This is a genomic window from Streptomyces sp. NPDC001700, assembly GCF_053596435.1.
In genome coordinates this window covers 548,569-572,146 of sequence record NZ_JBSFGE010000002.1, presented here as the reverse complement: position 1 = coordinate 572,146, position 23,578 = coordinate 548,569, and the positions used below count along the sequence as shown (strand labels likewise).

1 protein-coding gene (cut by a window edge) is annotated in these 23,578 nt (G+C 70.9%); it reads left to right on the top strand.

What is annotated here, in order from left to right; translation table 11 throughout:
* The first annotated feature begins 15 nt into the window (after positions 1 to 15).
* Positions 16 to 23,578 carry the 5' portion of a type I polyketide synthase gene (locus ACWC5C_RS05320; protein ID WP_450873860.1) on the top strand. The gene runs 15,506 nt beyond the window's last position, so 23,563 of the gene's 39,069 nt are visible here — the first part of the coding sequence; it begins with the start codon at positions 16 to 18; its stop codon lies off the right edge, out of view.

Below are 23,578 nucleotides of genomic sequence, written 5' to 3'. Positions count from 1 at the left end.
ATGGTGAGTGAGTCCGTGGATATGACGCCCGAGCACACGGAAATACCGGCCGTCGGCCCCGACGGAGCCTCCCCGTGGCGGGACCACCTCGCAGCCCTTCCCGAAGCCGAGCGCGCCGAGGCCCTCACCGCATGGGTCGGCGAGGTCGTCGCACAGGCCCTCAAGGACAAGGCGCCGGATGTCCTCGACCCCGAGCGTCCCTTCCTCGACCTGGGCTTCGACTCCCTCGCCACCGTCGACCTGCACGCCCGGCTGACCGCCGCCACCGGACTGCGGCTGCCCGTCACCCTCGCCTTCGACCACCCCACCCCGGCCGACCTCGCCCGCCGTCTGCGCACCGACCTGCTCGGCGCCGACGACACCTCCGACTCCCCCTCGGACGCCGCCGATACGGCCCCGATCGCCGCCGACGAGCCCATTGCCATTGTCGGAATGAGTTGCCGCTTCCCCGGTTCCGTCGGTTCCCCCGAAGAACTCTGGGATATTGTCGCGGGCGGAAAAGACGTCATCTCCGAATTCCCGGTGAGCCGGGGCTGGGATCTTGACGGGCTTTACGACCCCGACCCGGACAAGGCGGGCAGCAGCTATACCCGCGAAGGCGGATTCCTGCACAACGCCGATGAGTTCGATCCGGCGTTCTTCGGAATCTCGCCGAGGGAAGCTCTCGCGATGGATCCGCAGCAGCGGCTGCTGCTGGAAACCTCCTGGGAGGTCTTCGAACGGGCCGGGATCGACCCCGCGACCCTCCGGGGCGGCCGGGCCGGTGTGTTCGTCGGCGCTGAGACCCAGGACTACGGCCCCCGGCTGCACGAGGCCGAGCAGGGCTTCGAGGGCTATCTGGTCACCGGCAACGCGGCCAGCGTCGCGTCCGGCCGCATCGCCTACACCTTCGGCTTCGAAGGCCCGACCGTCACCGTCGACACCGCGTGCTCGTCCTCGCTGGTGGCGCTCCACCTGGCCGTCCAGGCGCTGCGTACGGGCGAGTGCACCATGGCGCTCGCCGGTGGTGCGGCGGTCATGGCCAACCCCGGGTCGTTCATCGCCTTCAGCCGCCAGCGCGGGCTGGCCGCCGACGGCCGCTGCAAGCCGTTCGCGGCGGCGGCGGACGGTACGGCCTGGGGCGAGGGCGTCGGCATGCTGCTCGTCGAGCGGCTGTCCGACGCGCAGCGCAACGGCCACCGGGTGCTGGCCGTCGTCCGTGGCACCGCCATCAACCAGGACGGCGCCAGCAACGGCCTCACCGCCCCCAGCGGCCCCGCCCAGCAGCGCGTCATCCGCCAGGCGCTGGCGGGCGCGGGGCTGGCGGCCGGTGACGTGGATGTGGTCGAGGCGCACGGTACGGGTACGACGCTGGGCGACCCGATCGAGGCGCAGGCGCTGCTCGCCACGTACGGTCAGGAGCGCGCGGCGGGCCAGCCGCTGTGGCTCGGGTCGCTCAAGTCGAACGTCGGCCACACCCAGTCCGCGGCCGGTGTCGGCGGCATCATCAAGATGGTCATGGCGATGCGCCATGGTGTGCTGCCGCAGACGCTGCACGTGGATGAGCCGACCCCGCACGCCGACTGGACCAGCGGTGACATCGAGCTGCTGACCGAGGCACGGCCCTGGCCCGAGAACGGCCGTCCGCGCCGTGCCGCTGTCTCCTCCTTCGGCATGAGCGGCACCAACGCCCACGCCATCATCGAGCAGCCGCCCGCCGCCGAAGATGTCATCGGGGAAGCTGTCGGGGACCCTGCCCCCGCCGTACTGCCCTGGGTCCTGTCCGCCAAGACCACCGACGCCCTCCGCGACCAGGCCGAACGGCTGCGCGCGCTGCTGGAGTCCGACCCCGGGCTCGCCCTCACCGACATCGGCCACTCCCTGGCCACCACCCGCGCCACCTTCGACCAGCGCGCCGTGCTCCTCGCCGACGGCCGCGACGGCCGCGACGGCGCCCTCGCCGCGCTGCGCGCCCTCGCCACGGGCGGCGACACCCCGTCCGTCGTCCGGGGCGCCCCCGCCGCCGGAAAGCTCGCCCTGCTGTTCACCGGCCAGGGCAGCCAGCGCCTCGGCATGGGCCGCGAGCTGTACGACACGTACCCCGTCTTCGCCGAAGCCCTGGACGACGCCTGCTGGTACCTCGAAGAGCAGCTGGAACAGCCGCTTCTCGACGTGCTCTTCGCCGAGGAGGGCTCGCCCGAGGCGGCGCTCCTCGACCGCACCGACTACACCCAGCCCGCCCTGTTCGCCGTCGAGGTCGCGCTCTACCGCCTCGTCGAGTCCTGGGGGCTGCGCCCCGAACTGCTCGCCGGACACTCGATCGGTGAGATCGCGGCGGCCCACGTGGCCGGGGTGTTCTCCCTGGAGGACGCCGCCGCGCTGGTGGCGGCGCGCGGGCGGCTGATGCGGGAGCTTCCGGCCGGTGGCGCGATGGTCGCGGTGCAGGCATCCGAGGACGAGGTGCTGCCGCTGCTCGGCGAGCGGGTGAGCATCGCCGCGGTGAACGGACCCGCGTCGGTGGTCATCTCGGGCGACGAGGACGCTGTGGTCGAGGTCGCGGCTTCGTTCGAGGCGCAGGGTCGCAAGACCAAGCGGCTGACGGTCAGCCACGCCTTCCACTCCCCGCTCATGGACGACATGCTCGCCGAGTTCCGGCGCGTCGCCCAGGTGCTGGAGTACGCGCCGCCGCGCATCCCCGTGGTCTCCACCGTCACCGGGCAGGTCGCCACCGCCGATGAGCTGTGCTCGCCCGAGTACTGGGTACGCCACGTCCGCGACGCGGTGCGCTTCCTCGACGGTGTCCGCACCCTGGCCGACAAGGGCGCCACCACCTTCCTGGAGCTGGGCCCGGACGCCGTGCTCACGGCCATGGCGCAGGACTGCCTGCCCGAGGCGGACGGCGCTCGGTACGCGTCGGTGCTGCGCGGCGCGCGCCCCGAGGCCGAAACCTTCACTGCGGCCGTGGCGCTGGCGTACGTACGCGGCAAGAAGGTCGCCTGGGCCACCCCGTACGCCGGTACTGGCGCGACGACGGTCGACCTGCCCACGTACGCCTTCCAGCGCCAGAGCTACTGGCTCAACGCCCCTGTCCCCACGGCGGCCGTCGCCGCGCCGGGCGGTGTGGTCGATGGGCGGTTCTGGGATGTGGTGGACCGTGGCGATGTGGCCGCGCTGGCCGCTGAGCTGGAGGTGGACCCGGGGCTGTCGCTGGGTGAGGTGCTGCCCGCGCTGTCGTCGTGGCGGCGGCAGGCGGCTGTGCGCTCGACGGTGGACGGCTGGCGTTACGGGGTGTCGTGGAAGCCGGTGAGGGGTCGGTCGGCTGCTTCTCTGAGTGGCCGTTGGCTGGTCGTCGTACCGGCGGGGTCGGTCGAGGATGCGTGGGTTGCCGGTGTCGTCGGGATGCTGGGCGACCGTGGTGTCGACGTGGCGCGGGTCGAGCTGGCTGCCGACGAGGACCGTGCTGCGGTGGCGGCGCGGTTGACCTCGGCTGTTGGTGACGAGGCTGTGTCCGGTGTGGTGTCCTTGCTGGCCCTCGCGGACGACGGCGACGCGCTGCTGCGTACGGCCGCGCTGACGCAGGCGCTTGGCGATGCGGGTGTGGGTGCGCCGTTGTGGGTGGCGACGCGGGGTGCGGTGTCGGTGGGGCGTTCCGATGGTGTGGTCAGCCCGGTGCAGGCGCAGGTGTGGGGTCTGGGCCGGGTGGCGGCGCTGGAGCTGCCGGAGCGGTGGGGTGGGTTGGTCGACCTGCCGGAGTCGGTGGATGAGCGTGCGTTGACGCGGCTGGCGGGGGTGCTGGCCGGGCCCGGTGGCTCTGGTGGTTCCGGTATTTCCGGTGGTTCCGGTGGTGAGGATCAGGTCGCGGTGCGGGCGTCGGGCGTCTTCGGGCGTCGGCTGGTGCACGCTTCGGTGTCCGGGTCGTCGTCCGCGTCGTCGGGTGGCTCGTGGCGCCCGGGTGCGGGGTCTGTGCTGGTCACGGGCGGTACAGGTGCGTTGGGCGCGCGCGTGGCGCGGTGGCTGGTGGACAGTGGCGCCGAGCATGTGGTGCTGAGCAGCCGCCGTGGCCTGGACGCTCCGGGTGCGGTGGAGCTGCGCGATGAGTTGGTGGCGTCGGGCGCGCGGGTGACGGTTGCCGCGTGCGATGTGGCGGATCGGGACGCGCTCGCGGAGTTGCTGGCGTCGCTGCCGGAGGAGCTGCCGCTGACGGGTGTGTTCCACACGGCGGGTGTCCTGGATGACGGAGTGCTGGACGCGCTCACGCCCGAGCGGTTCGCCTCGGTGCTCCGCGCGAAGGTCGACGCCGCGTTGCATCTGGACGAGCTGACGCGTGAGCTGGATCTTTCGGCGTTTGTGCTCTTCTCGTCGATCAGTGGGTCGGTGGGCGCGGCCGGTCAGGGCAACTACGCGGCGGCCAACGCCTATCTGGACGCGCTGGCCGAGCGGCGGCGTGCCGAGGGCCTGGTGGGGACGTCTCTCGCGTGGGGTCCGTGGGCCGAGGGTGGCATGGCGGCGGACGATGCGCTGGAGCGGCGTATGCGTCGCGAGGGCATGCCGCCGATGGCGCCGGAACTGGCGCTGGCCGCCCTTCAGCAGGCGCTCGACGCCGACGACACGTGTGTGACGGTCGCGGACGTCGACTGGGACCGCTTCGTCGGCACCCTCACCGCCGTACGGCCGAGCCCGCTGATCGCCGAACTGCCGGAGGTGGCCGGGTCGGAGTCGGCCGCGTCTCGGTCCGCGTCGCAGCCTGCGGCCGGGCCGTATGGCGGGCGTGTGATCACCGACGCCGACGCCGCGTCTCCGCTGGGGGAGCGGCTCGGCGGGCTGCCGCGTGCCGAACAGGACCGTGCGCTGCTGGAGTTGGTCCGTACGCACGTCGCGGCTGTTCTGGGCCACGATGGGGCCGACGCGGTCGAGGCGGGGCGTGCCTTCAAGGAGCTGGGTTTCGACTCGCTCGCCGCCGTCGAACTCCGTAACCGGCTCGGCGCCGCGACCGGTCTGGCGCTGCCTGCCACGCTCATCTACGACTACCCGTCGTCGGCCTCGCTGGCCGAGTATCTGCGGACCGAGCTGGTCGGCGCCGCCGAGATCGCCCCGGCGGGCGGGGCTGGCGATGTGGCCGTGGCCGTCGAGGACGATCCGATCGCGATCGTCGCGATGAGCTGCCGTTTCCCGGGTGGGGTGCGCTCGCCGGAGGAGCTGTGGCAGCTGCTGACGGCGGGTGGCGACGCGATCGCCGAGTTCCCGTCCGACCGTGGCTGGGACCTGGCCGGGCTGTACGACCCGGACCCGGCCCGTCAGGGGACGTCGTACACGCGCGAGGGCGGTTTCCTCTACGACGTGGCCGACTTCGACGCGTCGTTCTTCGGGATCTCGCCGAGGGAAGCCCTGGCGATGGATCCGCAGCAGCGGTTGCTGCTGGAGACGTCGTGGGAGACGTTCGAGCGGGCGGGCATCGACCCGGTGGCACTGCGCGGCAGCCGTACCGGTGTCTTCGCGGGGACCAACGGGCAGGACTACGCCGGGCTCGTCTCCGCCACGCCCGAGGGGCTTGAGGGCCACGTGGGCACGGGCAACGCGGCGAGCGTGGTGTCCGGGCGGATCTCGTACACCTTCGGGCTTGAGGGCCCGGCGGTGACGGTGGACACGGCGTGTTCGTCGTCGCTGGTGGCGCTGCATATGGCGGTGCAGGCGCTGCGGAGTGGTGAGTGCTCGATGGCGCTCGCCGGTGGCGTCACCGTGATGTCCACGCCCGAGGCGTTCGTGGACTTCAGCCGTCAGCGGGGGCTGGCGGTCGATGGTCGGATCAAGGCGTTCGCGGCCGGTGCGGATGGCACGGGCTGGGGCGAGGGTGTCGGCATGCTGCTGGTGGAGCGGCTGTCGGACGCCCGGCGTAATGGCCACCCGGTGTTGGCGGTGGTGCGGGGTTCGGCGATCAACCAGGATGGTGCGTCGAATGGTCTGACGGCTCCGAATGGTCCGTCGCAGCAGCGTGTCATTCGGCAGGCGCTGGCGGGTGCGGGGTTGTCCGCTGGTGATGTGGATGTTGTTGAGGCGCACGGTACGGGTACGACGCTGGGTGACCCGATCGAGGCGCAGGCGCTGCTGGCCACGTACGGGCAGGAGCGGTCCGGTCAGCCGTTGTGGTTGGGGTCCATCAAGTCGAATATCGGGCATACGCAGGCTGCTGCTGGTGTCGCGGGCATCATCAAGATGGTGCTGGCGATGCGGCATGGTGTGCTTCCGCAGACGCTGCATGTGGACGAGCCGTCGCCGCATGTGGACTGGGCGTCGGGTGCGGTGTCGCTGCTGAGCGAGGCCCAGGAGTGGCCGGAGACGGGCCGTCCGCGCCGCGCGGGCGTGTCGTCCTTCGGGCTCAGTGGCACCAACGCGCACACCATCATCGAGCAGGCGCCGGTGGTTGATGAGCCGGGTGTGGTGGCGGAGCCGGGGCCGCGTGGTCTGGGTGGTGTGCTGCCGTTCGTGTTGTCGGCGAAGAACGCCGAGGCGCTGCGGGAGCAGGCTGCGCGGTTGCGGGCGTTTGTCGAGACGCGGCCGGATGCGGGGCTGCTTGACGTCGCTCACACCTTGGCTGTCGGGCGGGCTGCGTTGGAGCGGCGTGCGGTGGTCAGCGTTGGTGGCCGGGATGAGCTGCTGCGGGCGCTTGATGTGCTGGCTGCGGGTGAGTCCGCGTCGGGTGTGGTTGAGGGGGCGGTCGCTGAGGGCGGCAAGGTGGCGTTCCTGTTCACGGGGCAGGGGAGCCAGCGGTTGGGGATGGGGCGTGAGCTGTACGACGCCTATCCGGTGTTCGCGGATGCGCTGGATGAGGTGTGTGCGCATCTGGATCTGCATCTTGAGCGGCCGTTGCGGGATGTGCTGTTCGGGGATGATGCGGGGGTTCTGGATCAGACGGCGTTTACTCAGCCTGCGTTGTTCGCGGTTGAGGTGGCGTTGTTCCGGCTGGTGGAGGCGTGGGGTCTGACGCCGGACTTCTTGTCGGGGCATTCGATCGGTGAACTTGCTGCTGCGCATGTGGCGGGGGTGTTGTCGCTTGCGGACGCTTCGAAGTTGGTGGCGGCGCGTGGGCGGTTGATGCAGGAGCTTCCGGCTGGTGGGGCGATGGTCGCCGTGCAGGCTTCGGAGGATGAGGTTCTGCCGCTGGTCGGTGGTGGTGTGAGCATTGCCGCCCTCAACGGGCCGTCGTCTGTGGTCATCGCGGGTGACGACGATGCCGTGGTTGAGGTCGCGGCGTCGTTTGAGGCGCAGGGGCGTAAGACGAAGCGGCTTGTGGTGAGCCATGCGTTCCATTCGCCGCGTATGGACGGGATGCTGGACGCGTTCCGCGAGGTCGCGCAGGGGCTTTCGTACGAGGCTCCGCGTATTCCGATCGTGTCGAACCTGAGCGGGGATGTTGTTTCCGCTGAGGAGATCACGTCTGCCGACTTCTGGGTGCGCCATGTCCGGGAGGCTGTGCGGTTCCTCGATGGTGTGCGGGTGCTGGAGGCTCAGGGCGTCACCACGTTCGTGGAACTGGGTCCGGACGGTGTGCTCACCGCCATGGCGCAGGAGTGCGTGACCGGCGATGACGTTGCCTTCACGTCCGTCTGCCGCAAGGACCGGCCTGAGGCCGAGGCGCTGACGGCCGCCGTCGCGCGTGCGTACGTCCGTGGCGTGGCGCTGGACTGGGACGCCGTCTTCGGCGGAACGCGTGCCCGTGTCGAGCCCGCCGAGCTCCCGACGTACGCCTTCCAGCGGCAGCGGTACTGGCCCAGCGCCGCCGCCCTCGCGGCGGGCGACCCCGAGTCGATCGGGCTCGGCGACATCGACCATCCGCTCCTCGGCGCCGCCGTCGCGCTCGCGGACGCCAATGGCTGCCTGCTCACCGGGGTGCTCTCCACTCGCACCCACCCCTGGCTCGCCGACCACGTGGTCATGGGCAGCGTGCTGCTGCCCGGTACGGCCTTCGTGGAGCTGGCGAGCGCGGCGGGCGCGCAGGTGGGGTGCGAGCGGTTGGACGAACTGACCCTGGAAGCTCCGCTTGTGCTGCCGGAGCACACTGGGGTGCGGGTGCAGCTCGTTGTGGAGGGGCCGGACGAGTCCGGTCGCCGTTCGTTCAGTCTGCATTCGCGGCGGCAGGACGCGCTCGGGGCCGAGCCGTGGACGCGGCACGCCACCGGTGTGCTCGCGGTCGGGGTCCGGGGTGCTGAGCTGGATGAGCTGAGTGTCTGGCCGCCCCAGGGTGCCACGCCGATCGCGGTCGACGGGCTGTATGCGGAGCTGGCCCGGGAGGGCCTTGGCTACGGGCCGGTGTTCCGGGGGCTCAAGGGCGCGTGGCGGCTCGGTGGGGATCTCTATGCCGAGGTCGGTTTTCCCGAGGACGCGCCGCTGACGTCGGGCGCCGAGGCCGAGGCGTTCGGGTTGCACCCGGCGCTGCTGGACGCCGCGCTGCATGCCATCGGCCTCGGCGGTTCTGCCCGTGAGGCGGAGTCGGCGGCGTCGGCGGAGGGTGCGCTGCTTCCGTTCGCGTGGAGTGGTGTGCAGTTGCACGCGGCGGGGGCCGGTGCGCTGCGGGTGCGGCTGTCCGAGCAGTCGTCGAATGGGGTGTCGCTGCTGGTGGCCGACGGTACGGGGCGTGCGGTGGCCACGGTCGAGTCCGTGGCGCTGCGGGCGGCCTCGGCCGACCAGGTGCGCGCGGCGCGGGGTGGGCTGCATGAGTCGCTGTTCCGGCTGGAGTGGTCGGCGGTTCCGGCGCCCGCGACGGGTGCGGCGACGGGCGAGTGGGCGGTGCTCGGTGCGGATGCTGGTGAACTCGCTCTGTTGGAAAGCGGGTTCGGGCCTGGGGTCCGGGTTGGGGCGTATGGCGATCTGGCGGCGCTGAGCGCGGCGGTGGATGCCGGGGCGGCTGTGCCGGAGACCGTGGTGCTGGCCGGTCTTGGTGGCGGTGGCCGTGGCGATGCGCTGGCTGTGCACGAGGCGACGCAGGCCATGCTTTCGTTGTTGCAGTCGTGGTTGGCTGATGAGCGGTTTGTCGGGTCGCGGTTGGTGCTGTTGACCCGGGGCGCGGTGGAGACCGTGCCGGGTGCGGGTGTGGCGGCTGATCTGTCGCAGGCCGCTGTGCGTGGTCTGTTCCGTTCCGCGCAGTCGGAGAACCCTGGCCGTCTGGTGTTGCTGGATGTGGACGGCGACGAGAGTTACGGGGTGGTGCCCGCCGCGCTGGGCGTGGACGAGGCTGAGCTGACGTTGCGCGGGGGTGCGGTGCTCGCGCCCCGGCTGGCCCGGGTGCCGGTCGCCGACGAGGCTGAGGTCGACGCCGACACCGATTCGGCTCCGTCGTTCGATGAGGACGGCACGGTGCTGGTCACCGGCGCCTCGGGATCTCTGGGTGGTCTGTTCGCGCGCCATCTGGTCTCGGCTCATGGTGTGCGGCAGTTGCTGCTGGTGAGCCGCCGTGGCGCTGACGCCGATGGTGCGGAGGAGTTGGCTGCTGATCTGACGGCGGCTGGCGCGACCGTGACGTGGGCGGCGTGTGATGTGGCGGATCGGGACGCGCTGGCTGGGGTGTTGGCGGCTGTTCCGGCTGAGCATCCGCTGACGGGTGTGGTGCACACGGCGGGTGTGTTGGATGACGGTGTTCTTGGTTCGTTGACGCCTGAGCGGGTGGCGGGGGTGCTGCGTCCGAAGGTGGATGCGGCGCTGAATCTGCATGAGCTGACGCGGGACTACGACCTGTCGGCGTTCGTGCTCTTCTCGGGTGCGGCGGCTGTGTTCGGGGCGCCGGGGCAGGCGAGTTACGCGGCGGCCAACTCCTTCCTGGAGGCGCTTGCCCAGCAGCGTGTGGCGCAGGGGCTCCCGGCCACGGCTCTGGCCTGGGGCCTCTGGGCCGGTGCGGGCATGGGCAGCGGCCTGGACGAGGTGGGTCTGCGGCGTATCGCGCGGGGCGGCGGCGCTCCGATCGCCGCTGATGAGGGGCTTGCGCTGTTCGACGCGGCGCAGGCCGACGGCGCGGCGGTGCTGTTCCCGATGCGGGTCGACTACGCGGGGCTGCGTACCGAAGCCGCCGCGACCGGCACCGTACCGGCCCTGTTCCGTGGCCTGGTGCGGGCCCCGGTCCGGCGTGCGGCCACTGTGGCCGCCACCGCCGATGGCTCCTCGCTTGTACGGCGCCTGGCCGGGCTCGCGCGGCCCGAACGGGACCGTGCGCTGCTGGAGTTGGTGTGCGGGCGAGTTGCCACGGTGCTGGGTTACGCGGGTCCGGAGGCGGTGGAGCCGGGGCGGGCGTTCAGGGAGCTGGGCTTCGACTCGCTGACGGCGGTCGAGCTGCGTAACGACCTGAAGACGGTGACCGGGCTGAGGCTTCCGGCCACGCTCGTCTTCGACTACCCGACCCCGAACGCCCTGGCTGGCTATCTGCGTGACGAGCTGCTGGGCGCCGAGGAGGCCGTGGCACCTGCCGCCATCGGGCGTACGGGTGCGGTGTCGGCGGTGGCCGACGACCCGATCGTCATCGTCGGCATGAGCTGCCGCTTCCCGGGCGGCGTGAGCACACCCGAGGAGCTGTGGGACCTCGTCGCCGGGGGTGGCGACGGCATCTCCGGCTTCCCCGCCGACCGTGGTTGGGACCTGGACGGCCTGTACAACCCGGACCCCGACCACGCGGGTACCTCGTACACCCGCGAGGGCGGCTTCTTGCACGATGCCGCCGACTTCGACCCGGCGTTCTTCGGGATCTCACCGAGGGAAGCCCTGGCGATGGATCCGCAGCAGCGGTTGCTGCTGGAGACGTCGTGGGAGGCGTTCGAGCGGGCGGGTATCGACCCGTCGACCGTGCGCGGCAGCCAGACCGGCGTCTTCGCGGGCGTCATGTACCACGACTACCTCGTCGGTACGGGCGAGATTCCCGATGGCGTCGAGGGCTACATCGGCACCGGCAACGCGGGCAGCATTGCCTCCGGGCGGGTGGCGTACACCTTGGGTCTTGAGGGCCCGGCGGTGACGGTGGACACGGCGTGTTCGTCGTCGTTGGTGGCGCTGCACCTGGCGATCCAGGCGCTGCGGAGCGGTGAGTGCTCGATGGCGCTCGCCGGTGGTGTGGCGGTCATGGCCACCCCCGAGACGTTCGTGGACTTCAGCCGCCAGCGCGGCCTGGCCACGGATGGCCGGTGCAAGTCGTTCGCGGCGGCTGCGGACGGTACGGGCTGGGGCGAGGGCGCGGGCATGCTGCTCGTGGAGCGGCTGTCTGACGCCCGGCGCCATGGCCACCCGGTGCTGGCGGTCGTGCGGGGTTCGGCGATCAACCAGGATGGTGCGTCGAATGGTCTGACGGCGCCGAATGGTCCGTCGCAGCAGCGGGTGATCCGGCAGGCGCTGGCGGGTGCGGGGCTGTCCGCTGGTGATGTGGATGTCGTTGAGGCGCACGGTACGGGTACGACGCTGGGTGACCCGATCGAGGCGCAGGCGCTGCTGGCCACGTACGGCCGGGAGCGGTCCGGCCAGCCGTTGTGGTTGGGGTCCATCAAGTCGAACATCGGGCATACGCAGGCTGCTGCTGGTGTCGCGGGCATCATCAAGATGGTGATGGCCATGCGGCACGGTGTGTTGCCGCAGACGCTGCATGTGGACGAGCCGTCCTCGCAGGTCGACTGGGCGGAGGGCGCGGTATCGCTGCTCACGGAGGCGCGGGAGTGGCCGGAGATCGAGGGCCGTCCGCGCCGTGCGGGTGTGTCGTCGTTCGGCATCAGCGGTACCAACGCGCACACCATCATCGAGCAGCCGCCGGTTGTCGAGGCCCCGGCGGTGGTGTCCGAGCCGGGCGTCCCGGGCGGTGTGCTGGCGTGGCCGCTGTCGGCCATGGGCCAGGAGGCGCTGCGCGACCAGGCCCGCCGCCTGCGTGATCGGCTGAGCGTCGGGGATGAGACGGACGGTCTGGCTGGCCTTGACCTTGGCCTTGACCTTGACCTCGCCGACATCGGCTACACGCTGGCCACCGGGCGTACCGCGTTCGAGGACCGTGCGGTGCTGGTGGCCGATGACCGTGAGGGTTTCCTGCGCGCTCTGGAGGCGTTGGCTTCCGGGGAACCGGCGACGGGTGTGGTGCAGGGCTCGCCGGTGGCTGGCAAGGTGGCGTTCCTGTTCACGGGTCAGGGCAGCCAGCGGCTGGGGATGGGCCGTGAGCTGTATGAGGCCTACCCGGTGTTCGCCGAGGCGCTGGACGCGGTGTGCGCGGAGTTGGACGCGCATCTTGAACGGCCGTTGCGGGATGTCCTGTTCGGGGATGACGCCGCTGCGCTGGATCAGACCGGGTTCACCCAGCCTGCGTTGTTCGCGGTTGAGGTGGCGTTGTTCCGGCTGGTCGAGGCGTGGGGCGTGCGGCCCGACTTCCTCTCTGGGCATTCGATCGGTGAGCTGGCCGCTGCGCATGTGGCGGGTGTGTTGTCGCTTGCGGATGCGTGCCGTTTGGTGGCGGCTCGTGGGCGGTTGATGCAGGAGCTTCCGGCTGGTGGCGCGATGGTCGCGGTGCAGGCGTCGGAGGATGAGGTTCTGCCGCTGGTCGGTGGTGGTGTGAGCATTGCCGCCCTCAATGGCCCCACTTCGGTGGTCATCGCGGGTGACGACGATGCCGTGGCTGAGGTCGCGGCGTCTTTTGAGGCGCAGGGTCGTAAGACGAAGCGGCTGACGGTCAGCCATGCGTTCCACTCGCCGCGTATGGACGGGATGCTGGACGCGTTCCGCGAGGTGGCTGAGGGGCTTTCGTACGAGGCTCCGCGTATTCCGATCGTGTCGAACCTGACCGGGGATGTTGTCTCCGCTGAGGAGATCACGTCTGCCGACTTCTGGGTGCGGCATGTCCGGGAGGCTGTGCGTTTCCTCGACGGCGTCCGCACTCTTGAGGCGCAGGGTGTGACCACCTGTCTCGAACTGGGCCCGGATGGCGTGCTGTCCGCGATGGGGCAGGACTGTCTCGCCGAGGGCGACGCGGCGGCTTTCGTCGCCGTTCTGCGTGAGGGTCGTTCGGAGGCCGGTTCGCTGGCCGGTGCTCTTGCCGCGTTGCAGGTCCGGGGCGTGGCCCTGGACTGGGAGGCGTTCTACGCCGGGGCCGGTGCGCGGCGCGTGGAGCTGCCGACGTACGCCTTCCAGCGCCGCCGCTACTGGCTGGATGTGTCGACGGCCACCGTCACCTCCGGTGCTACGGCGCTGGATGCGGTGGACGCCCGTTTCTGGGAGGCCGTGGAGCGCGGGGACTTGGAGTCGCTTGCCGCGACGCTGGGGCTTGGTGACGAGGACAACGGGGCGCTGGAGGCGTTGCTGCCCTCGATGTCGTTGTGGCGTCGGCGGCAGTCGGAGCGTTCGACGGTGGATGGCTGGCGTTACCGGGTGTCGTGGAAGCCGGTCACCGACCGCGCTACCGCTTCTCTGAGTGGCCGTTGGCTGGTCGTCGTACCGGCGGGGTCGGTCGAGGACGCGTGGGTTGCCGGTGTCGTCGGGATGCTGGGCGATCGTGGTGTCGCGGTGCAGCGGGTCGAGCTGGCTGCCGACGAGGACCGTGCTGCGGTGGCGGCACGGCTGACCTCGGCTGTTGGTGACGAGGCTGTGTCCGGTGTGGTGTCCTTGCTGGCCCTGGCGGACGGCGGCGATGCGCTGCTGGCGACGGCGGCGCTGACGCAGGCGCTTGGCGATGCGGGTGTCGGTGCGCCGTTGTGGGTGGCCACGCGGGGTGCGGTGGCCGTGGGTCGTTCGGACGGCGCGGTCAGCCCGGTCCAGGCGCAGCTGTGGGGTCTTGGCCTGGCGGCGGCGCTGGAGCTGCCCGAGCGCTGGGGCGGTCTGGTCGATCTGCCGGAGACGGCCGATGACCGTGCGCTGGCGCGGCTGGCGGAGGTGCTGGCCGGGGTCGGCGGTGAGGACCAGGTCGCGGTGCGGGCGTCGGGCGTCTTCGGGCGTCGGCTGGTGCGCGCTTCGGGGGCCGCGACGTCCGGTGACTCCTGGTCGCCGGGCACGGGGTCCGTGCTGGTCACGGGCGGTACGGGTGCGCTGGGTGCGCGGGTGGCCCGCTGGCTGGTGGCGAATGGTGCCGAGCATGTGGTGCTCACCAGCCGTCGTGGGCTGGAGGCTCCGGGTGCGGTGGAGCTGCGCGATGAGTTGGCGGCGTCGGGCGCGCGGGTGACGGTGGCGGCGTGTGATGTGGCTGACCGTGATGCGCTTGCGGAGTTGCTGGCGTCGCTGCCGGAGGAGCTGCCGCTGACCGGTGTGTTCCACACGGCGGGTGTGCTGGACGACGGGATGCTGGACTCGCTCACCCCGGAGCGTTTCGCGACTGTGCTGCGGGCGAAGGTGTCCGCGGCGGCGCATCTCGATGAGCTGACACGTGAGCTGGACCTGTCGGCGTTTGTGCTGTTCTCGTCGATCAGTGGCACGTTCGGCGCTGCGGGGCAGGGTAACTACGCTGCCGCCAATGCTTCGTTGGACGCGCTGGCTGAGCGGCGTAAGTCCGAGGGTCTGACTGCCACGTCGATCGCCTGGGGCCCGTGGGCCGAGGGCGGTATGGCTGCGGACGACGGCCTGGAGCAGCGGCTGCGTCGTGGCGGTCTGCCGCCGATGGACGCCGAGGTGGCGGTGGCCGCGCTGCAGCGGGTGCTGGACCTGGGCGACGGGGTTGTCGCTGTCGCGGACATCGACTGGGCTCGGTTCGCACCGGACTTCACTGCCGTACGGCCGAGCTGCCTGATCGCGGACTTCGCGGATGTTGCGGACGTGGCGCAGTCGGGGCAGGCCACCGGTGGTGCGTCCGCCGATGGCGGGCTGGCCGCGCGGCTGGCTGGGCTGGGCGAGGCCGAGCGGGACCGGTTGCTGCTGGATGTCGTCCGTGGCCAGGTGGCCGCGGTGCTGGGGCATGACGGTTCGGAGTCGATCGGGGTCGAGCGGGCCTTCAGTGAGCTGGGCTTCGACTCGCTCACCGCGGTCGAGCTGCGTAACCGGCTGAACGCGGCGACGGGTGTCCAGCTGCCCGCGACCTTGATCTTCGACTACCCGACGGCGTCGGCTCTCGCGGACTATCTGCGGACCGAGCTGCTGGGCGTGGACGTGGCGGTGCCCGGTGGTGTGGTTGCGCCGACGGTTGCGGTTGCCGATGATCCGATCGCGATTGTGGCCATGAGCTGCCGTTTCCCGGGTGGGGTGCGTTCGCCCGAGGAGCTGTGGGAGCTGTTGTCGGCGGGTGGGGACGCGATTGCGGAGTTCCCGTCCGACCGTGGCTGGGATCTGGACGGGCTCTACGACCCGGACGCGGAGCGTCAGGGGACCTCGTACACGCGTGAGGGTGGCTTCCTTTACGACGTGGCCGACTTCGACGCGGCGTTCTTCGGTGTTTCACCGAGGGAAGCTCTGGCGATGGATCCGCAGCAGCGGTTGCTGCTGGAGACGTCGTGGGAGGCCTTCGAGCGGGCGGGCATTGACCCGGCCACGGTGCGTGGTCAGCAGGTCGGTGTGTTCGCCGGGACCAACGGCCAGGATTATCTGTCGCTTGAGCGGGCGTCGGAGGGGCTTGAGGGCCACTGGGGCACAGGCAACGCGGCGAGTGTGGTGTCCGGGCGGGTGGCGTACACCTTCGGGCTTGAGGGCCCGGCGGTGACGGTGGACACTGCGTGTTCGTCGTCGCTGGTGGCGCTGCATATGGCGGTGCAGGCGCTGCGGTCGGGTGAGTGCTCGATGGCGCTCGCCGGTGGCGTCACGGTGATGTCCACGCCGGACAACTTCATCGACTTCAGCCGTCAGCGGGGGCTTGCGGTCGATGGGCGTATCAAGGCGTTCGCGGCCGGTGCGGATGGCACGGGCTGGGGCGAGGGCGCGGGCATGCTGCTGGTCGAGCGGCTGTCGGATGCGCGGAAGAACGGGCACCCGGTGTTGGCGGTCGTTCGGGGTTCGGCCATTAACCAGGATGGTGCGTCGAATGGTCTGACGGCGCCGAATGGTCCGTCGCAGCAGCGTGTCATTCGGCAGGCGCTGGCGGGTGCGGGGTTGTCCGCTGGTGATGTGGATGTCGTTGAGGCGCACGGTACGGGTACGACGCTGGGTGACCCGATCGAGGCGCAGGCGCTGCTGGCCACGTACGGGCGCGACCGGTCCGGCCAGCCGTTGTGGCTGGGCTCGATCAAGTCGAACATCGGGCATACGCAGGCTGCTGCTGGTGTCGCGGGCATCATCAAGATGGTGTTGGCGATGCGGCACGGTGTGCTTCCGCAGACGCTGCACGTGGACGAGCCGTCTCCGCACGTCGACTGGTCGGCGGGCGCGGTCGCGCTGCTGACCGAGCGGGTGGAGTGGCCGGAGACCGGCGGTCCGCGCCGCGCGGGCGTGTCCGCGTTCGGTATCAGCGGTACCAATGCGCACACCATCATCGAGCAGGCGCCGGTGGTTGATGAGCCGGGTGTGGTGGCGGAGCCGGGGCCGCGTGGTCTGGGTGGTGTGCTGCCGTTCGTGTTGTCGGCGAAGAACGCCGAGGCGCTGCGGGAGCAGGCTGCGCGGTTGCGGGCGTTTGTCGAGACGCGGCCGGATGCGGGGCTGCTCGACGTCGCTCACACCTTGGCTGTCGGGCGGGCTGCGTTGGAGCGGCGTGCGGTGGTCAGCGTTGGTGGCCGGGATGAGCTGTTGCGGGCGCTTGATGTGCTGGCTGCGGGTGAGTCTGCGTCGGGTGTGGTCGAGGGGATGGTCGCTGAGGGCGGCAAGGTGGCGTTCCTGTTCACGGGGCAGGGGAGCCAGCGGTTGGGGGTGGGGCGTGAGCTGTACGACGCGTTCCCGGTGTTCGCGGATGCGTTGGATGAGGTGTGTGCTCATCTGGATCTGCATCTTGAGCGGCCGTTGCGGGATGTGCTGTTCGGGGATGATGCGGGGGTTCTGGACCAGACGGCGTTTACTCAGCCTGCGTTGTTCGCGGTTGAGGTGGCGTTGTTCCGGCTGGTGGAGGCGTGGGGGCTGACGCCGGACTTCTTGTCGGGGCACTCGATCGGTGAGTTGGCTGCCGCGCATGTGGCGGGGGTGTTGTCGCTTGCGGATGCGTGTGTGTTGGTGGCGGCGCGTGGTCGGTTGATGCAGGAGCTTCCGGCTGGTGGGGCGATGGTCGCCGTTCAGGCTTCGGAAGAGGAAGTGGTGCCGCTGCTCGGTGGTGGTGTGAGCATTGCCGCCCTCAACGGGCCCACGTCTGTGGTCATCGCGGGTGACGACGATGCCGTGGCTGAGGTTGCCGCGTCGTTCGAGGCGCAGGGGCGTAAGACGAAGCGGCTGACGGTCAGCCATGCGTTCCACTCGCCGCGTATGGACGGGATGCTGGACGCGTTCCGCGAGGTGGCTGAGGGGCTTTCGTACGAGGCTCCGCAGATTCCGATCGTGTCCAACCTGAGCGGGGATGTTGTTTCCGCTGAGGAGATCACGACCGCCGACTTCTGGGTGCGCCATGTCCGGGAGGCTGTGCGGTTCCTCGATGGTGTGCGGGCGTTGGAAGCGCAGGGCGTAACGACCTTCGTCGAGCTGGGCCCCGATGGGGTGCTCACCGCGATGGCGCAGGAGTGCGTGACTGGCGACGACGCCGCGTTCGCGGCCGTCTGCCGCAAGGACCGCCCCGAGGCCGAGGCGCTGCTGTCGGCCGTCGCGCGGGCGCATGTGCGTGGGGTGACGCCGGACTGGACGGCTGTTTTCGCCGGGGCGGGTGCGCGGCGGGTGGAGTCGGACGAGCTGCCGACGTATGCCTTCCAGCGGCAGCGGTACTGGGCCGACGCCCCGGCCCCGGCGGCCGTGGTGGCGGAGGCCGGGTCGGGCTCTGCCGTTGATGGGCGGTTCTGGGATGTGGTGGAGCGCGGGGATGTAGCCGCGCTGGCTGCGGAGCTGGAGGTGGACCCGGGGCTTTCGCTTGGTGAGGTACTGCCTGCGTTGTCGTCGTGGCGGCGGCAGGAGGCTGTGCGTTCGGCGGTGGATGGCTGGCGTTACCGGGTGTCGTGGAAGCCGGTCACCGACCGCGCTACCGCTTCTCTGAGTGGCCGTTGGCTGGTCGTTGTACCGGCGGGGTCGGCCGAGGACGAGTGGTCTGCGGGTGTGGCGCGGATGCTGGCCGGGCGTGGCGTTGATGTGCGCGTGGTCGAGCTGGACGCTGTGGACCGGGCCGGGGTGGCGGATGAGCTGCGTACGGTTGCGGGCGACGGTGCGGTGACGGGTGTGGTGTCGCTGCTGGCCCTGGCGGACGGCGGCGATGGTCTGCTGGCGGCGGCTGTTCTGACGCAGGCGCTTGGCGATGCGGGTCTCGGTGCGCCGCTGTGGGTGGCGACGCGGGGTGCGGTGTCGGTGGGGCGTTCCGATGGTGCGGTGGTGCCTGGTCAGGCGCAGGTGTGGGGTCTCGGCCGGGTGGCGGCGTTGGAGCTGCCCGAGCGCTGGGGTGGTCTGGTCGATCTGCCGGAGTCGGTGGATGACCGTGCGCTGGCGCGGCTGGCGGAGGTGCTGGCCGGGGCCGGTGGCGAGGACCAGGCCGCGGTGCGGGCGTCGGGCGTGTTCGGACGTCGGCTGGTGCGGGCGTCGGCGTCCGCGTCGTCCTTCGACAGCTCCTGGACGCCGGGTGCCGGGACCGTGCTGGTGACGGGCGGTACGGGTGCGCTTGGCGCGCATCTGGCGCGGTGGCTGGTGGCGAACGGTGCCGAGCATCTGGTGCTGACCAGCCGTCGTGGACTGGAGGCTCCGGGGGCGGTGGAGCTGCGGGATGAGCTGGTGGAGTCGGGCGCGCGGGTGACGGTGGCCGCGTGCGACGTGGCGGACCGGGACGCGCTCGCGGAGCTGCTGGCCGGGCTTCCGGCGGAGCTTCCGCTGACCGCTGTCGTGCATGCCGCCGGTGTGCTGGACGACGGTGTCGTGGACTCTCTGGACGCCGAGCGCCTGGAGCGGGTGCTCCGCGCCAAGGCTGCCTCCGCGCAGAACCTCCACGAGCTGACGCGTGAGCTGGACCTGTCGGCCTTCGTGCTCTTCTCGTCCATCAGCGGTTCGGTCGGTACGACCGGGCAGGGCAACTACGCGGCGGCCAACGCCTATCTGGATGCGCTGGCTGAGCGGCGTCGGTCCGAGGGGCTGCCTGCCACGTCGATCGCCTGGGGTCCGTGGGCCGAGGGCGGCATGGCTGCGGACGAGGCGCTGGGGCGGCGGATGCGCCGTGCCGGGGTGCCGCCGATGGCGCCCGAGTCGGCGCTCGCCGCGCTGCAGCAGGCGCTGGACCTCCATGACGTCGCCGTGACGGTCGCGGACATCGACTGGGACCGCTTCGTCGGCGGGTTCACCGCCGTGCGGCCGAGCCTGCTGCTCGCCGATCTGCCGGAGGCCGGGACGCGTGCCGCGACCGGTGCCGAGACCGGACCGGTCGTCGTCACCGACGCCAACTCCGCCTCGCCTCTCGGCGAGCGGCTGAGCGGCCTCCCGAGGGCCGAACAGGACCGCGAGCTGCTGGAGTTGGTGCGTGCGCAGGTCGCGTCGGTGCTGGGGCATGGCGGGGCCGAGGCGGTCGAGGGCGGGCGTGCCTTCAAGGAGCTGGGCTTCGACTCGCTGACCGCAGTTGAACTCCGTAACCGGCTGAACGTGGCCACCGGGCTGAAGCTGTCCGCCACGCTCATCTACGACTACCCGAACGCGGCCGTCCTGGCCGACCACCTGCGCTCTGAGCTGCTGGGCGCGGATGTGGCCGTGAGCGGTGGTGTGGTTGCGCCGACGGTTGCGGTGGCTGATGATCCGATCGCGATTGTGGCGATGAGCTGCCGTTTCCCGGGTGGGGTGCGTTCGCCCGAGGAGCTGTGGGAGCTGCTGTCGGCGGGTGGGGACGCGATCGCCGAGTTCCCGTCCGACCGTGGCTGGGACTTGGCGGGGCTGTACGACCCGGACCCGGAGCGTCAGGGGACCTCGTACGCCCGTGAGGGTGGCTTCCTTTACGACGCCGGGGACTTCGACGCCTCGTTCTTCGGGATCTCGCCGCGTGAGGCGCTGGCGATGGATCCGCAGCAGCGGTTGCTGCTGGAGACGTCGTGGGAGGCGTTCGAGCGGGCGGGCATCGACCCGGCCACGGTGCGTGGTCAGCAGGTCGGTGTGTTCGCCGGGACCAACGGACAGGACTACCTGTCGCTGCTGATGCAGGCGCCCGAGGGTCTGGAAGGCCACTTGGGCACGGGCAATGCGGCGAGTGTGGTGTCCGGGCGGATCTCGTACACCTTCGGTCTTGAGGGCCCGGCGGTGACGGTGGACACGGCGTGTTCGTCGTCGCTGGTGGCGCTGCATATGGCGGTGCAGGCGCTGCGGTCGGGTGAGTGCTCGATGGCGCTCGCCGGTGGCGTCACAGTGATGTCCACGCCCGACAACTTCATCGACTTCAGCCGTCAGCGGGGGCTTGCGGTCGATGGTCGGATCAAGGCCTTTGCGGCTGGTGCGGATGGCACCGGCTGGGGCGAAGGCGCGGGCATGCTGCTGGTCGAGCGGCTGTCCGACGCGGAGAAGAACGGCCACCCGGTGTTGGCGGTCGTGCGGGGTTCGGCGATCAACCAGGACGGTGCGTCGAATGGTCTGACGGCTCCGAATGGTCCGTCGCAGCAGCGGGTGATCCGGCAGGCGTTGGCCGGTGCGGGGCTGTCGGCCGGTGATGTGGATGTCGTTGAGGCGCACGGTACGGGTACGACGCTGGGTGACCCGATCGAGGCGCAGGCGCTGCTGGCCACGTACGGGCAGGAGCGCGACCTGCCACTGTGGCTGGGGTCCATCAAGTCGAACATCGGGCACACGCAGGCGGCGGCCGGTGTCGCGGGCATCATCAAGATGGTGTTGGCGATGCGGCATGGAGTGTTGCCGCAGACGCTGCATGTGGACGAGCCGTCGCCGCACGTCGACTGGTCGGCGGGTGCGGTGTCGCTGCTGACGGAGCAGACGGAGTGGCCGGAGACGGGCCGTCTGCGCCGCGCCGGTATCTCCTCGTTCGGCATCAGTGGCACCAACGCGCACACCATCATCGAGCAGGCCCCGGTCCCGGCCCTTTCGGCCGCTCCGGCTGAGGAGCCCAAGCCGCGTGAGCTGGCCGCGTTGCCGTGGCTGCTGTCGGCGAAGGACGGGCAGGCTCTGCGCGCCCAGGCCGTTCAGCTGGCCGCCCACCTCCGGGCCCATCCCGAACTGACCGCAACTGATCTCGCCTTCTCGCTTGCCACCAGCCGCGCCACGCTGGAACAGCGTGCGGCGCTCGTCACCACTGACCGTGAAGGGTTCCTTGCGGGCCTGGACGCGCTGCAGCGGGGCGAGTCCGCCCCGGGCCTGATCGAGGGCTCGGCGGTCGAGGGCGGCAAGGTGGCGTTCCTGTTCACGGGGCAGGGGAGCCAGCGGTTGGGGATGGGGCGTGAGCTGTACGACGCCTTCCCGGTGTTCGCGGATGCGTTGGATGAGGTGTGTGCTCATCTGGATCTGCATCTTGAGCGGCCGTTGCGGGATGTGCTGTTCGGGGATGATGCGGGGGTTCTGGATCAGACGGCGTTTACTCAGCCTGCGTTGTTCGCGGTTGAGGTGGCGTTGTTCCGGCTGGTGGAGGCGTGGGGTGTGCGGGCGGACTTCCTGTCCGGGCATTCGATTGGTGAGTTGGCTGCCGCGCATGTGGCGGGTGTGTTGTCGCTTGCGGATGCGTGTGTGTTGGTGGCGGCTCGTGGGCGGTTGATGCAGGAGCTTCCGGCTGGTGGCGCGATGGTCGCGGTGCAGGCTTCGGAGGATGAGGTTCTGCCGCTGGTCGGTGGTGGTGTGAGCATTGCCGCCCTCAACGGGCCGTCGTCTGTGGTCATCGCGGGTGACGACGATGCCGTGGCTGAGGTTGCCGCGTCGTTTGAGGCGCAGGGTCGTAAGACGAAGCGGCTCACGGTGAGCCATGCGTTCCACTCGCCGCGTATGGACGGGATGCTGGAGGCGTTCCGGGAGGTCGCGGAGGGGCTTTCGTACGAGGCTCCGCGTATTCCGATCGTGTCCAACCTGAGCGGGGACGTTGTTTCCGCTGAGGAGATGGCGACCGCCGACTTCTGGGTGCGCCACGTCCGGGAAGCGGTGCGCTTCCTCGATGGTGTGCGGGCGTTGGAAGCGCAGGGCGTGACGACGTTTGTCGAGCTGGGCCCCGATGGGGTGCTCACCGCCATGGCGCAGGAGTGCGTGACCGGCGAGGACGCCGGGTTCGTTGCCGCGCTGCGCAAGGGGCGTGTAGAGGCTGAGTCGGTGACGGCTGCCCTTGCTGCGTTGCAGGTCCGGGGCGTGGCCGTGGACTGGGAGGCGTTCTACGCCGGGGCCGGTGCGCGTCGCGTGGAGCTGCCGACGTACGCCTTCCAGCGCCGCCGCTACTGGCTGGATGTGTCGACGGCCACCGTCACCTCCGGCGCTGCGGCGCTGGATGCGGTGGACGCCCGTTTCTGGGAGGCCGTGGAGCGCGGGGATCTGGAATCGCTTGCCGCGACGCTCGGCCTCGGTGCCGAGGACAATGGGGCGCTGGAGGCGCTGCTGCCGTCCATTTCGTCGTGGCGTCGGCGGCAGTCGGAGCGTTCGACGGTGGATGGCTGGCGTTACCGGGTGTCGTGGAAGCCGGTCACCGACCGCGCTACCGCTTCTCTGAGTGGTCGTTGGCTGGTCGTCGTACCGGCGGGGTCGGTCGAGGACGCGTGGGTTGCCGGTGTCGTCGGGATGCTGGGCGACCGTGGTGTCGCGGTGCAGCGGGTCGAGCTGGCTGCCGACGAGGACCGTGCTGCGGTAGCGGCACGGCTGACTTCGGCCGTTGGTGACGAGGCTGTATCCGGTGTGGTGTCCCTGCTGGCCCTGGCGGACGGCGGCGATGCGCTGCTGGCCACGGCGGCGCTGACGCAGGCCCTGGGCGATGCGAGCATCGGTGCGCCGTTGTGGGTGGCCACGCGGGGTGCGGTGGCCGTGGGGCGCTCCGACGGCGCGGTCAGCCCGGTGCAGGCGCAGGTGTGGGGTCTCGGGCGAGTGGCGGCGCTGGAGCTGCCCGAGCGCTGGGGTGGTCTGGTCGACCTGCCGGAGACGGCGGATGACCGTGCGGTGGCGCGGCTGGCGGAGGTGCTGGCCGGGGTCGGCGGTGAGGACCAGGTCGCGGTGCGGGCGTCGGGCGTGTTCGGACGCCGACTGGTGCAGGCAACCGCGTCGTCCTTCGACGGGTCTTGGGCGCCGGGCGCCGGTACCACGTTGGTGACCGGCGGTACGGGGGCGCTCGGTGCGCACGTGGCCCGCTGGCTGATCGACAAGGGCGCCGAGCACGTGGTGCTCACCAGCCGTCGTGGGCTGGAGGCTCCGGGTGCGGTGGAGCTGCGCGATGAACTGTCGGCGTCGGGTGCCCGGGTGACCGTAGCCGCCTGTGATGTGGCGGACCGGGACGCGCTCGCGGAGCTGCTGGCCGGGCTTCCGGCGGAGCTTCCGCTGACCGCCGTCGTCCACGCGGCCGGTGTGCTGGACGACGGCGTACTGGACTCGCTCACTCCCGAGCGGTTCGCCTCGGTGCTCCGCGCGAAGGTCGACGCCGCGTTCCATCTGGACGAGCTGACGCGTGACCTGGACCTTTCCGCGTTCGTCCTCTTCT